Origin of the sequence: Streptomyces sp. NBC_00341 (assembly GCF_041435055.1) — a bacterium.
Classification (GTDB): Bacteria; Actinomycetota; Actinomycetes; order Streptomycetales; family Streptomycetaceae; genus Streptomyces.
Map to the genome: position 1 here is coordinate 2261041 of NZ_CP108002.1, position 21834 is coordinate 2282874.

The following is a 21834-nucleotide window of genomic DNA, read 5'->3' on the forward strand; positions in this document are numbered from 1 at the left end:
TCCAGACGTAAAGCCGCATGAACCACGGGCGTACCCTGGTGTTCGCCGAAGAATCCAATGCAGTGAAAGCAAAGGGGAGTGCCGGAGTGTCCGCTGTCGCACCCGACGGGCGCAAGATGCTGCGCCTTGAGGTCCGGAACAGCCAGACCCCCATCGAGCGGAAGCCCGAGTGGATCAAAACCCGGGCGAAGATGGGCCCCGAGTACAACCAGCTGCAGAAGCTCGTGAAGAGCGAGGGTCTGCACACGGTGTGCCAGGAGGCGGGCTGCCCCAACATCTTCGAGTGCTGGGAGGACCGCGAGGCCACGTTCCTCATCGGCGGCGACCAGTGCACCCGGCGCTGTGACTTCTGCCAGATCGACACGGGCAAGCCGCTGGCGCTGGACCGGGACGAGCCCCGCCGCGTCGGTGAGTCCGTCGTCACGATGGACCTGAACTACGCCACCATCACCGGCGTCGCCCGCGACGACCTGGAGGACGGCGGTGCCTGGCTGTACGCGGAGACCGTGCGCCAGATCCACGCGCAGACGGCGGAGCGGGAGGGCGGCTACACCAAGGTGGAGCTGCTGATCCCCGACTTCAACGCCGAGCCCGCGCAGCTCGCGGAGGTCTTCTCCTCGCGCCCCGAGGTGCTGGGGCACAACGTGGAGACGGTGCCGCGGATCTTCAAGCGGATCCGCCCCGGCTTCCGGTACGAGCGTTCCCTGGAGGTCATCACCCGGGCCCGCGAGGCCGGTCTGGTGACCAAGTCCAACCTGATCCTCGGCATGGGCGAGACCCGCGAGGAAGTCAGCCAGGCGCTCCGGGACCTGCACGACGCGGGTTGCGAGCTCATCACGATCACGCAGTACCTGCGGCCGACCCCGCGCCACCACCCGGTCGAGCGCTGGGTGAAGCCGCACGAGTTCGTGGAGCTCAAGGACGAGGCCGACGCGATCGGCTACTCCGGTGTGATGTCCGGGCCGCTGGTCCGTTCCTCGTACCGCGCGGGCCGGCTCTTCCAGCAGGCGGTCGAGCGGCGCGACGCAGCCGCCGTCGCGCCGACCGCGTAGCCGGACGCCCGTGTGAAACCGGGCACAAGTAGTTACTGAGCAGTAATAGCTGATTCGGCGCGGCCCGTCCGCTCCTCGCAGGTCGGAGGCGCAGATGGGCCGCGCCGACGTGCGCGGCGCCGCTATCAAGGTTTCATTGGTGTTTGACCGACCGGTCATGCGCTGGTAACACCGAGCAGTGACCCTGGATGCACGCAGCGCAGTGGCTTCCCGGCCGCTGGCCACGCCGCTTCCGTATCCAGTCCGCGCAACACAGTCCGCCCACTGAGCGCCGCTCAGTCCGCGCATCCGTTCCGAGGGGACTTCCACGATGCAGGCCGCGCCGGTACGCGCCACAGCCATTCCGACCGTCACCAACGCCCTCCGCGCCGTCGAGTCGCTGCTGCTGAGCAGCGGCCAGCGCACCGCCCGCCGCAATGCCTGGACCGCCGTCCTGGAGGACCGCCGCCGGGCCAAGGACCGGGTCGAGTCCGAGTCCGTACTGGAGGCCGTGGCCGAGCACCGTTCTTAGGCCACGTAAACTTCATTGCATGGCGAGGAAGGCAAAATCCACTGAAGGCGCGGACAGCGCCGAGAACGCGGGGCGACTCAAGCAGATCGCCCTGACCTACAAGATGACCAGGCGGACCGACTCCAAGATCGGTCTTGTCGTCGCGGGTGTGGGAATCGTCACCTTCGGTGTCCTCCTCGCGATCGGTTTCTTGATCAACCACCCGATCTACGTGGGCATCCTGGGCTTCGTGCTCGCCCTCCTCGCGATGGCGATCGTCTTCGGGCGGCGTGCCGAGCGGGCCGCCTTCGGGCAGATGGAGGGGCAGCCGGGCGCCGCCGCGGCGGTACTGGACCGCGTGGGCCGCGGCTGGTCCACGACGCCCGCGGTCGCGATGAACCGCAGCCAGGACGTCGTCCACCGCGCCGTGGGCAAGGCGGGCATCGTGCTGGTGGCGGAGGGCAACCCGAACCGGGTGAAGTCCCTGCTCGCGGCCGAGAAGAGGAAGATGGCCCGCATCGTGGTCGACGTACCGGTGCACGACATCATCGTCGGCAACGACGAGGGCCAGGTGCCGCTCAAGAAGGTGCGCACCAAGATGCTGAAGCTGCCGCGTGTCCTGACCGGCCCCCAGGTGACCGCCGCCAACGACCGGCTGCGCGCGATGGGCGACCTGATGAGCAACATGCCGCTGCCGAAGGGCCCGATGCCGAAGGGCATGCGGATGCCGCGCGGCGGAAAGATGCGCTGACGTACGGAGCGGGCATCCGGATGCGCGGAGGGCGGGTCACGAACTCCTGGTTCGTGACCCGCCCTCTGCGCATCCGTGTGTGCGCACGTCCTACGCGTCGTATCCCGTCTCAGCCGCGGATCTGGACGGCGCGGGCCAGCCGGTCGTGCAGCCCACGGCCGTCGCGGTCCCAGACCAGGGCCGGGATCACCAGGCACAGCAGCACGGTGCGCACCAGCACCCTCCCGAGCCCCAGCCGCCCGCCACCCTCTGCGACGACCCTGATGCCCATGAGGCGCTTGCCGGGCGTGCAGCCGATGGTGCCGACGGTGAGCAGGCTCAGTACGAGGAAGATCCCCACCGCCCAGTTGCCGGCCGCCTGCTGGTCACCGCGAGCGAACAGCCCGTATGCGATCACCATGCACAGGGCCCAGTCGACGAAGATCGCGCCGAAGCGGCGGCCGAGCGGCGCGGCGGCCCCGGGCCCCTGCTCGGGGAGCCCGAGCCGCTTGCCCCGGTACCCGAAGTCCGCGCCCATGTCCTCGGCGGCCGCACGCGGCCCGGAGAGCCACGATCCGATTGCTTGCCTGTTGTCCACCCGACCACGGTACTGCGCCCGCCCCGGCCCCCTGCCGGGCGGGTGGAACAGCCGCGTTCCCGCACCCCGGGGAAACCGGCCCGGAACCGGTCACCGCACGGTCACGAGGCGCTACTCACACCCGGCCCGGTTAACTTCAGCGAAACAAATGGGTCATGCTTGAGAAATCCGGTCTGCCTATGGTCGGGTCCAGCGTGTGCCACCGCACTGGCCGCACAACGAGCTGCAACCCCGTCCCACCCCGGGCCGGGAGTAGGAGGAGTTGGATGTTCCAGAACGCCGACGACGTGAAGAAGTACATCGCCGACGAAGACGTCAAGTTCATCGACGTCCGGTTCTGCGACCTGCCCGGTGTGATGCAGCACTTCACCATCCCGGCGGCGGTCTTCGACCCGACCGAGGAGCTCGCCTTCGACGGCTCGTCGATCCGCGGCTTCCAGGCCATCCACGAGTCCGACATGGCGCTCCGCGCGGACCTGTCGACCGCCCGTGTCGACCCCTTCCGCCGCGACAAGACCGTCAACATCAACTTCTTCATCCACGACCCGATCACCGGCGAGCAGTACAGCCGTGACCCGCGGAACGTGGCCAAGAAGGCCGAGGCGTACCTCGCCTCCACCGGCATCGCCGACACCGCGTTCTTCGGTCCCGAGGCCGAGTTCTACGTCTTCGACAACGTCCGCTTCCAGACGTCGGCGAACGAGAGCTTCTACCACATCGACTCCGAGGCCGGCGCCTGGAACACCGGGTCCGAGGACAACAACCGCGGCTACAAGGTCCGCTACAAGGGCGGCTACTTCCCGACCCCGCCGGTGGACCACTTCGCCGACCTGCGTGCGGAGATCTCCCTGGAGCTGGACAAGAACGGCCTCCAGGTCGAGCGCCAGCACCACGAGGTCGGCACCGCCGGCCAGGCCGAGATCAACTACAAGTTCAACACGCTGCTCGCCGCGGCCGACGACCTGATGCTCTTCAAGTACATCGTGAAGAACGTCGCCTGGCGCAACGGCAAGACCGCGACCTTCATGCCGAAGCCGATCTTCGGTGACAACGGCTCGGGCATGCACGTCCACCAGTCCCTGTGGGCCGGCGGCGACCCGCTGTTCTACGACGAGCAGGGCTACGCGGGCCTCTCGGACATGGCGCGCTACTACATCGGCGGCATCCTGAAGCACGCCCCGTCGCTGCTGGCGTTCACCAACCCGACGGTGAACTCCTACCACCGCCTGGTCCCCGGCTTCGAGGCCCCGGTCAACATGGTCTACTCGCAGCGCAACCGCTCCGCCGCGATGCGCATCCCGATCACGGGCTCCAACCCGAAGGCCAAGCGCGTCGAGTTCCGCGCCCCGGACCCGTCGTCCAACCCGTACCTCGCCTTCTCGGCCCTCCTGATGGCCGGCCTGGACGGCGTGAAGAACAAGATCGAGCCGCCGGAGCCGATCGACAAGGACCTCTACGAGCTGGCTCCCGAGGAGCACGCCAACGTCCAGCAGGTCCCGACGTCCCTCCCGGCCGTCCTCGACGCCCTTGAGGCCGACCACGAGTACCTCCTCGCCGGCGGCGTCTTCACGCCCGACCTGATCGAGACGTGGATCGACTTCAAGCGTACGAACGAGATCGCCCCGATCCAGCTCCGCCCGCACCCGCACGAGTTCGAGCTGTACTTCGACCTCTAGGCGGCGGAGTCCGTCACCGGTCGGTTTCCGTGCCTTGTGCACCGGGGCGGACCGCGTGCCTGATTCGCCGGCGTGAGCCGACAGCATGGGCGAGGGCCGCTACCCCGTGATCGGGGCAGCGGCCCTCGCCCGTGTCAGTGCCGGTGCCGGTGCCGCACCATGCGCAGGTACGCGTAGCTCTCGCCCTCGCGCGGCGCCCGGGTCCAGGAGCGCGGGGTGAACGTGCTGAGCCTGCCCCGGGTCAGCGCGAAGCGGGGGAGCGCGAGTCCGAGTTCGGTGTGCAGGGCCTCCAGGGCACGCAGTTCGTTGTCCGGTGCGGGGTCCTCCGGCCGGAACAGGCGCTCGGGGTCCAGTGCCTCGGGTATGGCACCGGAACGCTGGATCTCCGTGCCGCGCACGGTGAACGCGTAGAGCTCCTGGCCCTGTTCGGCCACCGAAAGGTGGAACGTGAGCCGGCCGCCCGGGGCCGGGTGATCCGGGTCGCGCCACAGCACGGCCGCGCGTCCGGACGCGGAGGCGGGCGCGGCAGGGGACACGAACCGGTCGTTCAGGAACCGGGGGTGGCCGTCGAAGGCGAAGGACCAGGCGCCCGCGGTGCGGCCGACCGAGGCCACGCCCCGGTCCTCCCAGGGCTGCGGGGGTTCCCACCCGTCGTCCTTGGGCATGCGCCAGGGCACCATGCGCTGGTCGACGGGCGCGCTCAGGGTGGCATCCTCCTCGCCCAGCAGGGCGGGCAGCAGGGTGGGATCGGCCCCCTCGACCCAGACGCAGCGGTATCCGTCGAACGGCGGCCGGCGCGTCTCCGGCCCGGTCAGCCAGGCGAGGCCCGGCGGATCGAGGTCGGGCACCGGTCCGGGAGCGGGCCCGATCTCCCCGGCCCTCGGTGTCGCGAGGATCTCCCGCCCACGCTCCGGGGTGACCAGTTGGCCGAGCACCGGATCGGCGAGCAGCCCGACCGGGGCGATCAGCGAGGGGCCCGGGGCCTCCCATCCCGGAAGCGCCTCGCGCAGCACCCGCCACGCGGCGTCCGTCTCCCCCCAGCGGGCCGAGTCCCGGGCCCGGGAGACGGCGCGGCCCCAGGCGCCGGGGGGCTCGTAGCGATGGGAGCCGTCCCGCATCGCGCGCAGAGCGGCCTCGGCCGTGTCCCGCGCGACCCCACGGGCGGCCATCATCCCGAGCCAGTGGTCGTCACCGCCCCGCCTCGCGGGCTCCATGGCGTGCAGGGGCAGGAGCTCCGGCAGACAGCGCGGGTCTGCCACCAGCAGGCCGTAGTCCCGGTCGCCGCCGGGGGCCGTCAGGTGCCGGAGCTGGTTCAGCAGGTCGGCGCTGCGTGGCCGTCCGAAGGACAGCGCCTCCTCCAGCAGGGGCAGAGCCTCCTCGTACCGCCCGCGCAGGGCCAGCAGACGGGCCTCCTCGACGCGCGCGTCGAGGGTGCGCGTCGTCGCGTTCACGAAGTCCGGCATTCCCGCCCGGCGGCCGTGGAAGCCGCGGTACATCGCCTCCATGTAGGCGCGGAACGACTCGTAACGTTCCGGGAACTCACCGCTCCAGCCCTTGTAGACGTACAGCGCCCACTCGCCGTCCCGGCCCCTGTCGCCCGGGTCGAGCAGGGCGTACGACGCGTCGGACTCCGTCTCCAGTTGCAGCGCCCGGCGCCACATCCCGGCCAGCAGGACGTCCTCCTCGCGCGGGTCTTCGTCCAGATTCTCCTCGTACAACTGGGCCAGGTCGTACGGGTCCTGGAACCAGCCGATGTCCGCGACGCCGCCGAGCCGGTAGACGCCGGCCATCTGGTCCACGTTCCAGCCGTCGCTCACGGCCAGGAACTCCCGGTAGGAGGGCGGCAGCCGCTTCCCCAGCCGCGCCTCCGCGGCGGCGATCGCGCCCTCGCCCGCCCCGGGCACGCCCAGCCGGACCGGGGTCCCAGCACCGTCGTCGTCATCGTCCTCGTCGTCGCGCGGGACCCACTCCTCCTGCCACCGTCCAAGGAAATCGGTCCAGTTGAAAGACGCATCGTTCATGGCCGGATGGTGTCATCCGGCGCTGACAACGCCGCGGGGGCAGGGGCGGGCGGGGTCGTACGCGCCGCGTGGTCAGTGCCGCAGGGCCTTGCTCACCTCGGCCTTGACGTCGCCGTCGAGCTTGCGGTTGCTGCGGGCGGTGGCGTCCTTGGTGGCCTTGGCGGCGACGTCGTCGACCGTCACCACGACCGTGTCGAGGAGGTTGCCGTTCTGGTCGCGGAAGTTGATCTGTACGCCGTAGGACTGCTTGGAGTCGCCGTTGTTGTGGACGGTGACCTTCGAGGTGGCGTGGCCGTCCTTGCCGGTGGCCGCCGCACCGGCCTTGACGTCGCCGCTCGCGTTCACGCCGTCCTTGAAGCTGTTCAGCTCGTCCTGGGCGGCGGCCGTCGCGGAGGCGACCGCGTCGGCGCCCTTGGACGCCAGCGAGGAGGCTGCCGACGCGGCCTTGGACGCCGTGCTGGACGCGCTGTCCCCGTCGTCCGAGCACGCCGTCGCCCCCGCCGCCACGACCACCGCCACCAGCACGGCACCCGCACCCCGTACGCCTCGCCTCGTCATCGCGCCTCCCAGCACTCGTCGACCGCCCCAAGTCAAGGCGGCGGCAGGTCGTGCCGCACGCTCTGTGGGCCGGACGGGTGAGGGTGCGGCGGGGTCGCGGGGCGGGGCCGGAGCGTGGAGGGTAGGGGCATGAGCGAGCAGGTGACCGATGACGGGCCGGACGGGCCGCAGACCCCTCGGCGGCGGCTCTGGCCGTGGGTGCTGCTGATGGTCGTCGTGCTCCTGGCGCTGGCCGCGGGCGCGGTCTCCGCGGTGCTGGCCCACGGGCTGTCGGAACAGAGCTCGGAGCGGTTGCGGATCAGGTACGAGGTCACCGGCACCGCCAAGGACGTGACGCTCACCTACAGCACCTGGCAGGGCGAGGCCCTGTCCACCGGGCGGCTGACCCTGCGGACGCTGCCGTGGGCCGGGGAGCTGGAGACCAGGGGGTTCATGAACAGCGGCTCGTTCGTCGTCAGCCTCGGGAGGTCCGGCGGCGACGTCGCCTGCTCCGTGAAGGTCGACGACATCACCCGGCGGACCGACCGGGCCTCCGGCGCCTTCGCCACCGCCACCTGCGACGGGTACTGAGACGAGGCTGCGCCCCCGGATTCTCCCCGGGGGCGCAGCGGGCGGGGCAGGTGGCCCCCGGTCAGCGTCCGTAGCGGATGAGCGCGCGGACCATGCGGCAGGTGGTGTCGGACGGCGGGTGGATGCCGAGGAGCTCGGCGGTCGTGCGTATCCGGGCGTTGCCGGCGCTCGACGGCTGGTGAACTCCGCTGTCGAGCAAGGCGATCGCCAGGCGCATCGCCTTCAGCCGCCGGTTGTGGCTGACGTACCACTCACGGGGACGGCCGGCGGGCAGGCGCTTCTTCTGCAGGGGCTTGTGGAGCGGCTCGGTCGTGACTGCGGCAACGGCCATTGGCAACCTCCTGGCACGGTGGTGGAACCCTCACGAACTCCCTCCATTTTACTGCCCGGCACTGACAATCGCCCCTGGCCAGAGGGGTTTTCGCGGGTCCCTCCCGTACCGTTGGCCCCATGGAGATCTGGATCAATCCCGCCTGTTCCAAATGCCGCAGCGCGGTACGGCTGCTCGACGCGGAGGGCGCCGACTACACGGTCCGCCGCTACCTGGAGGACGTGCCGTCGCCGGACGAGATCCGGGCCGTCCTGGACCGGCTCGGGCTGGAGCCGTGGGACATCACGCGGACGCAGGAGGCGGACGCGAAGGAGCTGGGGCTCAAGGAGTGGCCGCGCGACGCGGACGCGCGGGAGCGGTGGATCACGGCGCTCGCCGAGCACCCGAAGCTGATTCAGCGGCCCATCATCACGGCCGAGGACGGCACCGCCGTGGTCGCGCGCACGGACGAGGCGGTACGGGACGCGATGGGGCGCTGAGGCGGCGGGGTCCGGGCGCCGGGAGAGGCGCCCGGACCGCTCCGCCGCTACTCCCCAGCCCCCGCCTGCGCCTCGGCCTCCGCGAGCAGTTCCGTCAGCCGGAGCCCGAACCGTACGTCGCAGGGGTGCGCCACCCCCGTACGCACCGATTCGAGCAGCGCGTCCACCGCCGCCCGGAAGGCACCCACCGCACCGTCCCACCGGGGCAGCCCGACCGTGCCGTGCTCGCCCCTGAGCTGCACCTCGACCCCGGTCGCCGCCTGCGGGGCGGCCAGGGTGAGCGTCACCGTGCTGGAGGCACCGGAGGCGTGGCGGAGGATGAGGTGGTGGGTGTCCGCGGGGCCGCGGGCGGCGGTCAGCCGGGTCACGTCGCCCAGCACCGGGATGAGGACGGAGAGCGCGTGCGGGCCGACGTCCCAGAGGCCGCCCTTCTCGTGGCGCCACGGGGACGCGGCGTACTCGCTGTCCACGCCGGGTGCCCACAGGGCGCCGATCCAGTGGGCGTGCGCGGTGAACCAGCCGCCCGCCGCGTGCTGTTCCGCGATCCAGGCCGAGGTCTCCGGGGCGAACCTGAGCGTGCAGAAGACGATGGAGGCGACCCGGGCCCGCTCCGCCGCCTCCGCCACCTCGCGGGCTGCCGCGACGCTCGTGGCCACCGGCTTGTCCATCAGCAGGTGGCAGCCGGCCGCCGCGGCGCGGGCGGCCAGCGGCGCCTGGACGTCCGGCGGCAGGGCGAACGCGACGGCGTCGCTCGCGGCGAACAGCTCGTCGAGCCCCGCGTCACCGGTGTACGCCGGGGCGCCGTGGGCCTCGGCCAGTTCCCGCGCGGCCTCGGCCCGGCGGCCCCACACCCCGCTCAGCACGGCGCCGGGGTGCGCGGCGAGGGCGGGGGCCTGGGTGTTGCGGGCCCAGGGACCGGTACCGACCAGGCCGATACGCAGGGGTTTCACGGATGTCGTCATGGCACAAGTGTGCCCGGTACGGACGGCGCCTCGAAGGAATCCGGTGGCGGGGCGTGCGGAATCGGGTGGCGGGGCGTGCGAACGGGCGGTTACGGTGACCGGGCCGGCCGCGGGACTCCGGTGCGACTTCCGGGACTTGCCTGTAAAGCAAATATTTCGCTGTTCGCGCCCCCATTCCCCGGCCGGCTTCCGCTTGCGCGTACCGTCTCGCGGGCACCACGGGGGATGCATCATGACGACCGAGACCCTTGCCGACCTGGTCGCCGCCGAGGATGTGCTCCTCTTCGTCAACGCGGCCGTCACCGCGACCGGGCAGCGCGAGTTCCACTCGGGGGCGTACCAGCAGCGGCTCTCCCTCGACTTCCTGCACGAGTACGTCCGGGTCAACTACCGCCGCGTGTACGCCGCCTCGCTCGCCCTCGACATCAACGACCACAACGCGGCGCGCATCGTGCGGGGGCTGCTGGAGTGCGCCGGTGAGGCCACAGCCGAGGAGAAGCGGACCGAAGGCCTGCTGATCGCCGCCCGGCTGGCGAAGCTGCCTCCGCAGCGGGTGTACCGGCTGTTCCGGGAGCTGCGCGCGGCCCGGGTCAACAACCGGCGTACCCGCGCGATCATGCGCGACTGGGTGGCCGCGCGGCCCGATCCGGCGCACGACGCGGTGAAGTACCGCGCGGGGCTGAAGAACGCCGCCCGCCACGCGCACCTCCCCCTCCGTGAACACGATCACGACCGCGGAAGCAGCTGTGAGCTGGGGGACTTCCTCTTCCGGCCCGGCAGGCTGCCCCGCTATCGCAACCAGTTGCTCGATGCCTGGCGCCGTGCCCATTACGAGCAGGGCGCTGTCGGGGAACTCCCCTTCACCGTCGCCGAGGGCTTCGCGGCCCGGCACGGCATGAAGCGCGAGGCGTTCCTGGAGCGGATGGTGCCCCGGATGACCCGGCTGGAGCGGCTTCGCACCCAGGGACAGCGCGCTACGGCCGACGCGCGGGAGTTGCCGGCGGGCGTCGATCTGACGGTGATGCCGCTGACCCGGCTCGCCCTGTACGTCCTGTCGTTCCGCCCTGAGCTGCGCGGGCGCCATCGCGAGGAGCTGACCTCGGCCCTGCGTGCCGCGGCCCGTCGAGCGGCGGGTCCGCATGCCGGGAGCTGGGGGCGGGTCGCCGCCGTGCTGGACGACAGCTACTCGTCGTCCGGTTCGGGCGAGAAGCGGCGCCGGCCGCTCGCCGTGGCGCTGGCCTGCACCTTTCTGTTGGAGGAGCTGGCTGCGCCGGGGGCGTACACCCCGCTGTGGACCACCGGCGCGACCGATCCGCTGCTGGTCGTGCCCCGGGGCCCGACGCCGCTCGGCAGCCGGGTCCTGGACGCCCTGGAGTACGGCCCCGACCGGCTGGTCATCGTCTCGGACGGCTGGGACAACGCGCCTGCCGGACTCGCGGGCGAGGTGCTGCGGGTGTGGCGGACCAGGATCGACCCGGACCGGCGCACCTCGGTGGTTCATGTCAACCCTGTATACGACGCGGCCGGTTTCGAGGTCCGGCGGCTCGCCCCGAGTGTGCCGACGGCCGGTATCCGGGACGCGGAGGACCTGCCCGCCCTGGTGGAGATCGCACAGTTCTCGGAGGGCCGGACCGGGCCCGCCGCACTGCACGCGTACCTGGACCGGCAGGTGGCCCGGTTCGTCACGGCCGGCCAGGAAGGGGACCCGCTGTGAACAGGCTCGAACTGACCGGGCTCACCGCCCGCCCCTCGCAGGTCTGGGGCGGCATCCGGCTGGTGCCGCTGGTACGCGGGACCCCGGTCGAGGGGCTCCGGCTGCACCGCGAGGTGTACGCGGGGAGCGAGGGCGGTGTCGTGGAGGTGGGGCCACGCACGCACTACACCGCGTACATCCCGCACGGCTTCGTGGCCGACTGGTCGGGCGAGGGGGCCGGGACCGCCGCGTACGGCACGCAGCTGGCCGCCGGTGGCGGAGCGGGGAGCACACCGCCCAGCACCCTGCGGCTGCCCCGGCACCGCCACCACCGGATGGCCAAGCGGCAGCCCGGCGACCGGCTGCGCTTCCTGCCGCTGCATCTCGCGCTGGAGGGCTACCTCTCGCTGCACTTCGGCGGGCCGTCCACCGCCTGGGAGGAGTGGTCGCGGCAGGCGCTGCGCGACGGCCTCTCGCCGCGTGCGGAGGACGCGTACCTGGGGTGGTCGGTGCGCGGGCTCGGCGACGCGCTGCGGGTGTTCGAGATCCACCCCGGCCAGTGCGGGGTGATGGTGTACGCGGCCGACGCGCTCGCCGCCGCGTTCGTCGTGCCGCACCCCGAGGACTACCGCCTGCTGCACGCGTCGCTCGTCCAGGACCTGTACGGGGAACTGGTCCACCAGTACGCGATGTACGGCGCCCCGGTGGCCGCCTTCGGGGCGCGGATCGCGGACGGGCCGGGCCTCGACACGCTCGCCGGGCTGCGGGCGGCCGCGCGGGAGCAGGAGCGGGAGTGGAGCGAGGCGCACGACACGCTGTTCGCCCGGGAGCTGCTGGACACCTCGTACAGCTTCGACCGGGTCTACCGGATGGGCTCGTTCACGCTGTGGCGGTTCCTGCCGCCGTTCCTGCGCAACGGGGCCGGGCAGCACATCGGGGAGACGGTCACCGACCACAAGGGGCGGGTCGCCTACCTCAAGACGTTCCGGCTGTCGGAGGCGCAGATCCGGCGCGGTCATCTGCTGCGGGCGCTCGACGCCGCCGACTGGCAGCTCGCGCGTGCCGCCGTGGCGCTGGGCGCCACCGAGGAGGAACTGGTGCGGCGGATCAGGGCCGCAGGCTTCGGGACGCTGCTGCGGGCCCGCGGCGGAGGCCCTAGGTAACACGGGGTTCACACGAGAGCAACGGACGGGAAATCGCGTCTTGCGAAGCTGCGCTGCATAGACCGCAGCACCCCTAAAGGATGGCTTCCGTGACGTTCAAGGCTGAGTACATCTGGATCGACGGCACCGAGCCGACCGCCAAGCTCCGTTCCAAGACGAAGATCATGCCCGGTTCCCCGTCGTCCGATGTGGCCGAGCTGCCCATCTGGGGCTTCGACGGATCGAGCACCAACCAGGCCGAGGGCCACGCCTCCGACCGGGTGCTGAAGCCGGTCTTCACCTGCCCGGACCCGATCCGCGGCGGCGACGACGTCCTGGTCCTGTGCGAGGTCTTCCACATCGACATGACCCCGCACGAGTCCAACACGCGGGCCTCGCTGCGCCCGGTCGCCGAGCAGTTCGCGGGCCAGGAGCCGATCTTCGGCATCGAGCAGGAGTACACGTTCTTCGACGGCCACCGGCCGCTCGGCTTCCCCGAGGGCGGCTTCCCGGCCGCGCAGGGCGGCTACTACTGCGGCGTCGGCTCGGACGAGATCTTCGGCCGCGACATCGTCGAGAAGCACCTCGACAACTGCCTGAAGGCGGGCCTGGCCATCTCCGGCATCAACGCCGAGGTCATGCCCGGTCAGTGGGAGTTCCAGGTCGGACCGGTCTCCCCGCTGGAGGTCTCCGACCACCTGTGGATCGCGCGCTGGCTGCTGTACCGCACCGCGGAGGACTTCGACGTCTCCGCGACCCTGGACCCGAAGCCGGTCAAGGGTGACTGGAACGGCGCCGGAGCGCACACCAACTTCTCCACCCGGGCGATGCGCGAGGGCTACGACGCGATCATCACCGCGTGCGAGTCGCTGGGCGAGGGCTCGAAGCCGATGGACCACGTCAAGCACTACGGCGCGGGCATCGACGACCGGCTGACCGGTCTGCACGAGACCGCCCCGTGGAACGAGTACAGCTACGGCGTCTCCAACCGCGGTGCCTCTGTCCGTATCCCGTGGCAGGTCGAGCAGGACCGGAAGGGCTACATCGAGGACCGCCGCCCCAACGCCAACGTCGACCCGTACGTCGTCACGCGGCTGATCGTCGACACCTGCTGCACCGCGCTGGAGAAGGCCGCCCAGGTCTGATCCCGCCCGCGCGCCAAGAGGCGCCCACCGCACGGCCGGTGGGCGCCTCTTGGTGTGCCCGGGGTGAGGAAGCCAACACGAAGGGTCCGTACCGACGGCTGGGAGAAGTCTGCTGCGGGGCCGTTTTCTCTGGTTCAATGGGGGCATGGCCAGCATCCAGCACACCTCGACAGGTCGCAGCGACCTGGAGCCGTTCTGGCCTTCCCGTCAGCATCACGACTTCGACCGGGTGTGTTGCCGCGCGTTGAACGCGCTGGCCCTCTAAAGCCGCTCACCCCGGTCTTCGGTCCGCGCGCACGCAGCAAGTCCGTCCACAGACGACTCCTCGCGCGAAAGAGCTGACCCCATGGCGAACACTCGTACCTTCTCCGCCGCATCCGCTGCCACCGCAGCCCAGTCGGCGGCCGCTGCGGCCACCACCGCCCGTCCCCCCTCCCCCAACCGGCACCGGCTGCGGGCCGTCGCGCCGGACGAGGTCTTCCAGCCGGCCGATGTCGCCGCGTTCCTGGCGCCGGGCACGACCTGGCTGCCCGCACCCCAGCACACCCTTCCGGCGCTGCCGGGCCAGCCGCCTATGGTCGGCTATCTGGTGCTCGTCCCCGCCGACCAGCAGCCGCCCGCCGCGGCGGTCCGGGCCGGCCAGTACGTGGTGCCGGACGTCCTGGAGGAACCGGGCGCGGGTCCTGTGCGCATCGACCCCGTGCAGCGCACCGCCTCGGTGAACGGCGACAAGCTCGACCTCACCTACCTGGAGTTCGAACTCCTCTCCCATCTGGTGGCGCACCCGAACCGGGTGCACACCCGCGACCAGCTGGTCACCACCGTCTGGGGCTACGGGCACGTGGGCGACGGGCGCACCGTCGACGTCCATGTCGCCCGGCTGCGCCGCAAGCTGGGCGCCGAGCACCGCCGGTCGATCCAGACGGTGCGGCGCGTCGGGTACAAGTACACGCCCTGATCCCCGGCAGCACCCGCATGGGTGGGCCCCGGTTCCGGTACGTACCGGAACCGGGGCCCACCCGTATCCGCCGGGCGTCAGCCGTGCCGCACCGAGCCCACCGGGTCCGCCGCCGGGCCGGGCTCCGGCTCCGGCTCGCTGTGGTCAAGGGCGGGCAGCCGGGACAGTCCGCGCGGGGTCCGCCAGTTCCGCTCGCCGAGCAGCGCCATCACGGAGGGCAGCAGCACCATCCGGACGATGGTGGCGTCCAGCAGCACCGCGACGGCCAGGCCGACGCCCATCTGCTGCATGTCCTGCATGGACAGCGTTCCGAAGACCGCGAACACCGCCACCATGATCACGGCCGCGCCGGTCACCGCGCCCGCCGTCCGGCGGATGCCCTCGTCGATCGCGGCCGGGGTGGAGAAACCCCGGCCGTGGGCCTCGCGGATCCGGGAGACCACGAAGACGTGGTAGTCCATCGAGAGCCCGAACAGGACGACGAGCACGAAGAGCGGCATCCAGGACTCGATCGCGCCGACGCCCTCCGAGCCGATCAGCGAGGCGCCCCAGCCGTGCTGGAAGACGGCGACCATCACTCCGTAGGCGGCGGCCACCGAGAGCAGGTTCAGCAGGATCGCGGTCACGGCGATGACGTAGCTGCGGAAGCAGAACAGCATCACCAGGAACGTCACCGCGGCGATGAAGAGGAAGACGGGCACGATGCCGCTCTTCAGCTGGGCGGTGAAGTCCACGGACCCGGCCGTCTCACCGGTCACGTAGGCATGGGCTCCCGTTCCGTCGAAGGCGGCGGGCAGCCGGTGTTCGCGCAGTTCGGTCAGATCGGCTTCCCCGTGCTCCATCGGGATCTCGATCTCCGCGACGTTCTGCCCCCGGTGGACGGTCACCTTGTCGAAGCCGTCGAGTGCCCGGCGTACGGCGGGTGCCTCGATGTCGTCCGCCTCGACGACCACCTGGGCCGGGGCGGGGCCGCCGGGGAAGGCCTCGCTGATGTCGCGGTAGGCGACGGCCAGTTCGGATCGGGAGCCGAACTGCTTCTCCAGGCCGAGCTCCTCCGTCTTCATGCCGAGGGCGGGAGCGGCGAGCACGAGGAGCACGACGACAGAGGCGGCGGCGAAGAGCTTCGGCCTGGACAGCACGGGCCGCAGCAGCTTTCCGGCGATCCGGCCGCTCTCCTTCTGCGCGCCCCGGCCACCGCGCTTGCTCCGCCGGTTGAGCAGCGGAACGCGTCCGGCGTCGATCCGGTCGCCCAGCCAGGACAGCAGGGCGGGCAGTACCGTCACGGAGCCCATCATGGCGATGAAGACCACGATGATCGTGGCGACGGCGAAGCCCTTGAACAGGAGCAGCCCGGACAGGAACATGCCGGCCATCGCGACCATGACGGTCAGCCCGGAGACCAGCACGGACCGGCCGCTGGTCGCCGCGGCGATCCGCAGCGCCGTCTCGGCGTCACGCCCAGCGGCCCGCTCGTCCCGCTCGCGCCGCAGGTAGAAGAGGCAGTAGTCGACGCCGACGGCGAAGCCCATCAGGAACATCACGGAGTACGTGGTCTGGAAGAGGTGCAGCTGATGGCTGGCGAGCGACAGCAGACCGAAGGCGGCCATGCAGGCGGTCAGCGCGAGCCCGACGGGCAGCAGCGCCGCGACGACGGCGCCGAAGGCGACCAGCAGGATGCCCAGGGCCAGGGGTACGGCGGTGAACTCGGCCTTCTTGAAGTCGTCGGAGAGCAGGTCGCCGAGCCACTTCCCGGCGCTGGCGTCGCCGAACTGGTGGACCGTGACGTCCGGCTGCCCCTTCCGGACCCCCTCGACGGCGTCCAGCACGGGCTGCACCCGGTCGGACGCGGTGGCGGCGTCCCCCTTCATCTCGAAGGTGATCAGCGCGTCCTTGCCGTTCTCGGCGGCGACCGGGGCCTTGAGGCCCGTCACCTCACCGGTCTTCCCGAGGGCGGTGGTCAGCTCCCGTGCCGCGGTCCTCCAGCCGTCCGGCCGCTCCGAGGACACCATGACCAGCTCGCCCGCCCGGTGGCTGAGGCCGGCGTCGGAGAGGATCTGCTCGGCCCGCGCGGAGTCGCCCGCACCGTTCTCCGCGTTGGTCATCTCGACCATGCCCGACGCACCGCCGATGCCCGCGGCGAGCACGACGAAGAGCAGCCAGCCGAGAATGGCCGTCTTTCGATGGTGTGCGCTCCACACACCGATACGTGCCGCGAGATTACGCCTCATGGCGTGTTCGCCCCCTGAAAGAGTCGTTGGAAGAACCGCCGGAAGGACGGTTGGAAGATCAGTTGGAAGGACCGTCGGAGAACCGTTGGAAGAACCGGTTGCCGACACACCTCGAATCTAGGAATCCGGGGCCCGCCGTCCCAGCCGCTGGAACACCCACTCCCCCGCTACGTAGGGCGAGGCCTCGGGGGTGGTGCTGGGTACACCCCCGACGGGGGTCGGAACGGCTGACGCCCAGGTCGCCCGAGACGTCAGACTGTGTGCGGACCGGGGCTGCCACGAGTGCCGGCGAGGGAAGAGGGACCGATATGAACACGCCGCACGGACGGACGAGGGCCGCGCTGCTGGCCGCTGGGCGCGGGCTGGTGCTGTCGTTCGCGTCGATCGTGGGGTCGGTCACGCTGTTCGTACTGGCGGTGGTCTCCGTCGCGCTCATCCCGGTGGGCATCGGCCTGGTGACCACCCCGCACGTCATGACGGCGGTCCGCAAGCACGCCAATCAGCGCCGGCTGCTGGCGGTCACCTGGTCGGACGTCCGGATCCCGGTCCCGTACCGGCCGCTCCCGAAGGATGTCCGCAGCGGGTTCACCGGGCAGGTGGAGCGGACCACGCTGATACTGAAGGACCCGGCGACCTGGCGGGACATGCAGTGGCTGCTGGTCGACATGACGGCCGGCTATGTGGTGTCGATCCTGGCGGCGGCGCTGATGATCTACCCGGTGGAGGGTTTCGTCCTGGCGGCGGGGCTGTGGCGGGTCTTCACGGACGACCGGTACTGGTACGGGTTCGTGCCCGTCGACAGCCAGGCGACCGCGCTCGCCGCCGCCGCGCTCGGTGTGGTGATCTTCGGGGTCGGGGTGCTGCTCAGCGAGCGGCTGCTGCACGCGCACTTCGCGCTCGCCCGCTCGGTGCTGGCCCCCACCCATGAGCGGGAGCTCGCGCTGCGCATCGACCGGCTGACCGAGACCCGGCACGAGGCCGTCGACACCGCCGCCTCCGAGCTGCGGCGCATCGAGCGCGATCTGCACGACGGCGCGCAGGCCCGACTGGTCGCCATGGGCATGAACCTGGGCACCATCGAGGCGCTGGTCGAGAAGGACCCGGCGCAGGCGAAGAAGCTGCTGGCGATGGCCCGCGAGTCGTCCGCGGAGGCGCTCACCGAGCTGCGCGACCTGGTGCGGGGCATCCATCCGCCGGTCCTGGCCGAGCGCGGGCTCGGTGACGCGGTCAAGGCGCTGGCGCTGCGGATGCCGATCGGGACCGAGGTCGAGGTGGAGCTGAGCGGCCGCGCGGAGCCGCCGGTCGAGTCGGCCGCGTACTTCGCGGTCAGCGAGATCCTGACGAACGCCGCGAAGCACTCGGGCGCGGACCGGATCTGGGTGGACCTGCACCATGGCGACCACATGCTGCGGATCTCCGTCACGGACAACGGAAAGGGCGGTGCGAGCGCCGGATCGGGCTCGGGCCTGAGCGGAGTCGAACGCCGACTCGGTACATTCGACGGCATCATGGCCGTCAGCAGCCCCGCGGGCGGTCCCACCATGGTGACCATGGAGATCCCTTGCGAGTTGTCCTAGCCGAAGATCTCTTCCTGCTGCGCGACGGCCTGGTGCGCATGCTGGAGGCGTACGACTTCGAGATCGCGGCCGCCGTCGAGACGGGGCCCGAACTCACCCGGGCCCTGGCCGAGTTGAAGCCGGACGTCGCTGTCGTCGACGTCCGGCTTCCACCGTCCCACACGGACGAGGGGCTCCAGTGCGCACTGGCGGCCCGGCGCGCCAGACCGGGCCTGCCGGTGTTGGTGCTCTCGCAGCACGTCGAGCAGTTGTACGCGCGGGAGCTGCTGGCGGACGGCAACGGCGCCATCGGCTACCTGCTCAAGGACCGGGTCTTCGACGCCGAACAGTTCATCGACGCGGTCCGCCGGGTCGCGGCGGGCGGCACCGCGATGGACCCGCAGGTGATCTCGCAACTCCTGTCGCGGCGCTCGCAGGACAAGCCGATGGGCGGGCTGACGCCGCGCGAGAAGGAGGTCATGGAGCAGATGGCACAGGGCCGTTCGAACGCGGCGATCGCCGCACACATGGTGATCACCGAGCGGGCGGTGGCCAAGCACACCTCGAACATCTTCGGGAAGCTCGGCCTGCCGCCCTCCGACGACGACAACCGCCGCGTTCTCGCGGTACTGGCCTATCTGGACCGCGGTTAGCGCGCGGCGGTGAGGTGCAGGGTGGTGGCGCCCAGGTGCGGCTTCGCCCTGGACTCCAGCACCTTGACCCGGACGTCCGACGCGGTGACGGCCGCGGCCAGCGGCAGGATGCGCTCGTGGCCGATGGTGGTGCCGTCCGCGATCCGCTGCCACGTCCCGTTGATCCGGGCCTCCACGGCGAACTTCTCCACCCGCTGTCCGTGCCGGATGTCCTCACGGACGGCGACCCGGTCGAAGGTGTACGGGCCCGGCCCCTTCTTGCGCACATCGGTGCCGTACGTCCGGCGCAGATCGGCCCCGAAGGCGGTCAGTGAGGTGACGTCCTCGTCCGCGATCCGGCCGTCGGGCGCGGGCGGGACGTTGAGCAGCAGCGAGGCGTTGCGGCCGACGCTCTTCTCGTACAGGTCCATCAACTGCGCCGGGGTCTTGGGCTTCTCCTCCGGGTGGTAGAACCAGCCGGGGCGGTTGGAGACGTCGGCCTCCGCCGGGTACCACTGGAGGTAGTTGACGCCGGGTTCCAGGAGCCGGTCCCGGGAGCCGATGTCGGGGTCCGTCGAGTCGTTGGGCAGGCTGCCGAGGCCCGTCCACGGGTCGGTGGTGTGCGGGGTGACGCTCCACTCGGTCTCCCGGGCGACGCCGGACTCGTTGCCGACCCAGCGGACGCCCTGCGGCCCCTGGAAGACGACGGTGTTGGGCGAGAGCGCCTTGACCATGTCGAACCACTGCTTGACGTCGTACTTCTGGGTGATGCCGGAGCCGGACCAGGGGTTGGCGCCGTCCAGCCAGAGTTCCTCGACCGGGCCGTACTGGGTGAAGATCTCGTAGAGCTGGTTGAGGTAGTACGCGTCGTAGTCGTCGGCCTTCACCTTGAAGGTGGGCAGCTTGCCGCTCTTCACCCGGGCGGCGCGGTCGTCGCCGGGGACGAGGGTGGGGATGGTGCGCTCGGTGACGGCGCTGCCGTTGCCGAAGCGGCCCTGGCCGGCGGGGGCGCGGTCGCCGTCCTCCAGGGCCACCCGTTCGGGCAGGCTCAGCGATTCACCCGCGGCGTCCTTGGCGCGGATCTTCTCGACCCAGTCGGCGTGCCAGGCGTGCGGGAGTTCGGCGCCGTCCGAGGGCGAGAGGTAGAGGCCGACCTTCAGTCCCGCCTTGCGGGCGGCCTTCACGTAGAGGGCGACGACGTCGGGGCTGCCGGGGCTGAGTGCGACCGAGTGGTCGGTGTAGCGGCTCGGGTAGAGGACGAAGCCGTCGTGGTGCTTGACGGTGAGCATGACCTGTTTGATGCCGGCGGCCTTGTAGGCGCGCATCCACTGGTCGGCGTCGATGCTCTTCGGCGCGAACAGCTTCTCGTCCTCGGTGCCGGAGCCCCATTCGCGGCCGGTGAAGGTGTTCATCCCGAAGTGCGTGAAGGCGGTGACCTCCCGCTGCTGCCAGGCCAGCTGTCCCGTGGTGGGGACGATGTTCGCGGCCTTCTCGATGATCCGGTCCGGACCGTCGCAGGCCTCGACCTTCATCTGCGACGCGGGTCTCACCGGCGCGTCACAGGGGGCGGCGGGCTGCTGCGCCGTGGCAGTCACGGGGATGAGCGCGGCGGCGGCCGCCAGTGCGAGCGCGCTGAGCACATGGGTGCGTCGTGCCATGGTTCCCTCCCATTCTCGACCACGAGTGGTCGGATCTCTTGGGTACCGACGCGTGCATGGTGCCGCACAGAGCGGCCCTCGGGAAGGGTGCCTGCCAGATACGTCCTATCTCTCGTGCGTAAAGTCCAAGTGCTCGGCACATTTGGTCAACCGCCGCCCCGCTGACCCGGTCAGCTGTTGATCCAGCTCGCCACATCGAGCCGGAAGGCTTCCGCGGAGGCCATCGTGCGGAGGTCGGCCTCCAGCGCCGCGACCCGTTCCGCACCGAGCACCCGGACCCATTCGGCGCGCAGCCGGTCGAAGCCCGCGGCGGACCGCATCAGTACGTCGATCCCGCGCGGGGTGAGCCGTACGACCTTGCGCCGGCCGTCCTGCGGGTCGTCGGCGCGCTCGACGTAACCGAGGGCTTCGAGCCTGTCGACGGTCTTGCCGGCCGCCTGCTTGGAGACGCCGAGCCGTCGCCCGATCTCACTGGCGGTCGCCCCGTCGCGGCCGACCGCCTGGAGCGCGTAGCCGTGGGCGGGGCGCAGTTCGGGGTGCCCCTGTCCGGCCAGCTCGCGGTGGAGGTCGTCGATGATCGAACGGAAGCCGGCGAACAGCAGGATGGGCAGCTCGAAGCCCGTACCGGCGCCGCCCGGAGAGCCCCGTCCGGCGCGCTCAGCCATTGCGATACTCGACAACTTGGTTTACCTTTTCGTCAATCACGTTGTCGAGTTTACCGCGAGGGGTCAGCCATGCCCGCATCCGTCTTCACCGACCACACACCCGAATCCGCTCCCGCGGCGTCCCGCCCCGCCATGGCGGCCGTGACGGCGAAACAGGGCTACCTGCCCACCGGCGTCGCCCTGCTCGCCACCTCGCCGGAGCTGCTCAACGGCTTCCTGAAGATGAGCGCGCTCTTCGAGTCGACCACCCTGGACCAGCTCTCCCGGGAGGTCGTGATCATGACGATGGCCACCCGCAACGACTGCCACCTCTGCGTGGCGATGCACACCGCGAAGCTCACCGCCCTCGACGCGGACGGCGCGCTCATCGCCGCACTGCGCGGCGAGAGCCCCCTGCCGCTCCCCGACGAACGGCTGGAGGCGGTACGCCGGTTCACCGTCGCCGCGATCGAGTCGAGCGGGGCCGTGGACGACGGCACACTCCAGTCGTTCCTGGCCCACGGCTACACCTCCCGCAACGCGCTGGAAGTGGTCCTGGGCATCGGCGCCTACACCATGTCGACCCTGGCCAACCGGATGACGGCGGCCCCGGTCGATCCTCAGCTGGCCCGGTTCGCCTGAGGTCCGGGACCGGGAGGAGGCCGCCCCTCGGGGACCGGGAGGCCTTCCCTCCGGCGCCCGGCCCGGGGT

Annotated in this window: 21 protein-coding genes; 13 read left to right on the forward strand and 8 right to left on the reverse strand. The window is 71.1% G+C overall.

Going from position 1 to position 21834, the window contains the following annotated elements:
* The first annotated feature begins 86 nt into the window (after window positions 1-86).
* The 3 genes from lipA to OG892_RS10060 all read left to right on the forward strand — a co-directional run bounded on the left by lipA (window position 87) and on the right by OG892_RS10060 (window position 2293).
* Window positions 87-1052, forward strand: a complete 966-nt coding sequence (gene lipA / locus OG892_RS10050; protein WP_328697097.1) for a lipoyl synthase — start codon at window positions 87-89, stop codon at window positions 1050-1052.
* A 310-nt stretch (window positions 1053-1362) separates the two neighbouring features.
* Window positions 1363-1563 (forward strand): hypothetical protein, encoded by a 201-nt coding sequence (locus tag OG892_RS10055; protein ID WP_024492387.1) that lies wholly within the window; start codon window positions 1363-1365, stop codon window positions 1561-1563.
* Between the two features lie 19 nt (window positions 1564-1582).
* Window positions 1583-2293, forward strand: coding sequence for a DUF4191 domain-containing protein (locus tag OG892_RS10060; protein ID WP_073735670.1), 711 nt, complete (start codon window positions 1583-1585; stop codon window positions 2291-2293).
* Between the two features lie 109 nt (window positions 2294-2402).
* Here OG892_RS10060 and OG892_RS10065 read toward each other — a convergent pair whose 3' ends face one another.
* A complete protein-coding gene (locus OG892_RS10065; protein ID WP_073735671.1) occupies window positions 2403-2870 on the reverse strand; it encodes an RDD family protein in 468 nt (155 codons plus the stop codon).
* Between the two features lie 266 nt (window positions 2871-3136).
* On the opposite strand from OG892_RS10065, the gene glnA reads away from it, so the two are divergent.
* Window positions 3137-4546 carry a type I glutamate--ammonia ligase gene (gene glnA, locus OG892_RS10070; protein WP_073735672.1) on the forward strand — a complete coding sequence of 470 codons (1410 nt, stop codon included), beginning with the start codon at window positions 3137-3139 and terminating at the stop codon, window positions 4544-4546.
* A 134-nt stretch (window positions 4547-4680) separates the two neighbouring features.
* Here the strand turns inward: glnA and OG892_RS10075 are convergent, their stop codons facing one another.
* Window positions 4681-6567, reverse strand: coding sequence for an SMI1/KNR4 family protein (locus OG892_RS10075; RefSeq protein ID WP_371628940.1), 1887 nt, complete (start codon window positions 6565-6567; stop codon window positions 4681-4683).
* A 72-nt stretch (window positions 6568-6639) separates the two neighbouring features.
* A complete protein-coding gene (locus tag OG892_RS10080; protein ID WP_371628941.1) occupies window positions 6640-7125 on the reverse strand; it encodes an FxLYD domain-containing protein in 486 nt (161 codons plus the stop codon).
* A gap of 129 nt (window positions 7126-7254) precedes the next feature.
* Here OG892_RS10080 and OG892_RS10085 point away from each other — a divergent pair, with 129 nt between their 5' ends.
* On the forward strand, window positions 7255-7695 hold the full coding sequence (locus OG892_RS10085) for a hypothetical protein (RefSeq protein ID WP_073735675.1): 441 nt from the start codon (window positions 7255-7257) through the stop codon (window positions 7693-7695).
* Between the two features lie 61 nt (window positions 7696-7756).
* On the opposite strand, the gene OG892_RS10090 is transcribed toward OG892_RS10085, so the two are convergent.
* The gene (locus tag OG892_RS10090; protein ID WP_328867317.1) at window positions 7757-8026 is read right to left on the reverse strand and encodes a hypothetical protein; all 270 of its coding nucleotides are present in this window, start codon (window positions 8024-8026) and stop codon (window positions 7757-7759) included.
* Window positions 8027-8145: 119 nt separating this feature from the next.
* On the opposite strand from OG892_RS10090, the gene OG892_RS10095 reads away from it, so the two are divergent.
* Window positions 8146-8505 (forward strand): arsenate reductase family protein, encoded by a 360-nt coding sequence (locus OG892_RS10095; RefSeq protein WP_328697095.1) that lies wholly within the window; start codon window positions 8146-8148, stop codon window positions 8503-8505.
* A gap of 47 nt (window positions 8506-8552) precedes the next feature.
* Here OG892_RS10095 and OG892_RS10100 read toward each other — a convergent pair whose 3' ends face one another.
* Window positions 8553-9467: a Gfo/Idh/MocA family protein gene (locus tag OG892_RS10100; RefSeq protein ID WP_073735678.1), complete on the reverse strand. Its 915-nt coding sequence runs from the start codon at window positions 9465-9467 to the stop codon at window positions 8553-8555.
* 43 nt (window positions 9468-9510) lie between these two features.
* Here OG892_RS10100 and OG892_RS10105 point away from each other — a divergent pair, with 43 nt between their 5' ends.
* The 4 genes from OG892_RS10105 (at window position 9511) to OG892_RS10120 (ending at window position 14405) form a co-directional block, all read left to right on the forward strand.
* Window positions 9511-11181, forward strand: a complete 1671-nt coding sequence (locus tag OG892_RS10105) for a hypothetical protein (protein WP_371628942.1) — start codon at window positions 9511-9513, stop codon at window positions 11179-11181.
* Window positions 11178-12323 (forward strand): hypothetical protein, encoded by a 1146-nt coding sequence (locus tag OG892_RS10110; RefSeq protein ID WP_371628943.1) that lies wholly within the window; start codon window positions 11178-11180, stop codon window positions 12321-12323. Before OG892_RS10105 ends, OG892_RS10110 begins: the two co-directional genes overlap by 4 nt.
* Window positions 12324-12412: 89 nt before the next feature.
* Window positions 12413-13447 carry a glutamine synthetase gene (gene glnII / locus OG892_RS10115; protein ID WP_073735681.1) on the forward strand — a complete coding sequence of 345 codons (1035 nt, stop codon included), beginning with the start codon at window positions 12413-12415 and terminating at the stop codon, window positions 13445-13447.
* Window positions 13448-13793: 346 nt separating this feature from the next.
* Window positions 13794-14405, forward strand: coding sequence for a winged helix-turn-helix domain-containing protein (locus tag OG892_RS10120; RefSeq protein WP_073735682.1), 612 nt, complete (start codon window positions 13794-13796; stop codon window positions 14403-14405).
* Between the two features lie 77 nt (window positions 14406-14482).
* Here OG892_RS10120 and OG892_RS10125 read toward each other — a convergent pair whose 3' ends face one another.
* Window positions 14483-16633, reverse strand: coding sequence for an MMPL family transporter (locus OG892_RS10125; protein WP_371628944.1), 2151 nt, complete (start codon window positions 16631-16633; stop codon window positions 14483-14485).
* Window positions 16634-16941: 308 nt separating this feature from the next.
* Here OG892_RS10125 and OG892_RS10130 point away from each other — a divergent pair, with 308 nt between their 5' ends.
* Both OG892_RS10130 and OG892_RS10135 read left to right on the forward strand, forming a co-directional pair.
* Window positions 16942-18210 carry a sensor histidine kinase gene (locus tag OG892_RS10130; RefSeq protein WP_371628945.1) on the forward strand — a complete coding sequence of 423 codons (1269 nt, stop codon included), beginning with the start codon at window positions 16942-16944 and terminating at the stop codon, window positions 18208-18210.
* Window positions 18195-18842, forward strand: coding sequence for a response regulator transcription factor (locus OG892_RS10135; RefSeq protein ID WP_073735685.1), 648 nt, complete (start codon window positions 18195-18197; stop codon window positions 18840-18842). Before OG892_RS10130 ends, OG892_RS10135 begins: the two co-directional genes overlap by 16 nt.
* On the opposite strand, the gene OG892_RS10140 is transcribed toward OG892_RS10135, so the two are convergent.
* Together OG892_RS10140 and OG892_RS10145 are read right to left on the reverse strand one after the other, a co-directional pair.
* Window positions 18839-20479: an alpha-L-fucosidase gene (locus tag OG892_RS10140; RefSeq protein ID WP_371628946.1), complete on the reverse strand. Its 1641-nt coding sequence runs from the start codon at window positions 20477-20479 to the stop codon at window positions 18839-18841. The two genes, OG892_RS10135 and OG892_RS10140, sit on opposite strands and share 4 nt — an antisense overlap.
* Window positions 20480-20649: 170 nt before the next feature.
* Window positions 20650-21144 carry a MarR family transcriptional regulator gene (locus OG892_RS10145; protein ID WP_328867313.1) on the reverse strand — a complete coding sequence of 165 codons (495 nt, stop codon included), beginning with the start codon at window positions 21142-21144 and terminating at the stop codon, window positions 20650-20652.
* 69 nt (window positions 21145-21213) lie between these two features.
* Here OG892_RS10145 and OG892_RS10150 point away from each other — a divergent pair, with 69 nt between their 5' ends.
* Entirely contained in the window at window positions 21214-21765 is a 552-nt protein-coding gene (locus OG892_RS10150) for a carboxymuconolactone decarboxylase family protein (protein ID WP_073735688.1), read from the forward strand.
* The last annotated feature ends 69 nt before the right edge of the window (window positions 21766-21834 follow it).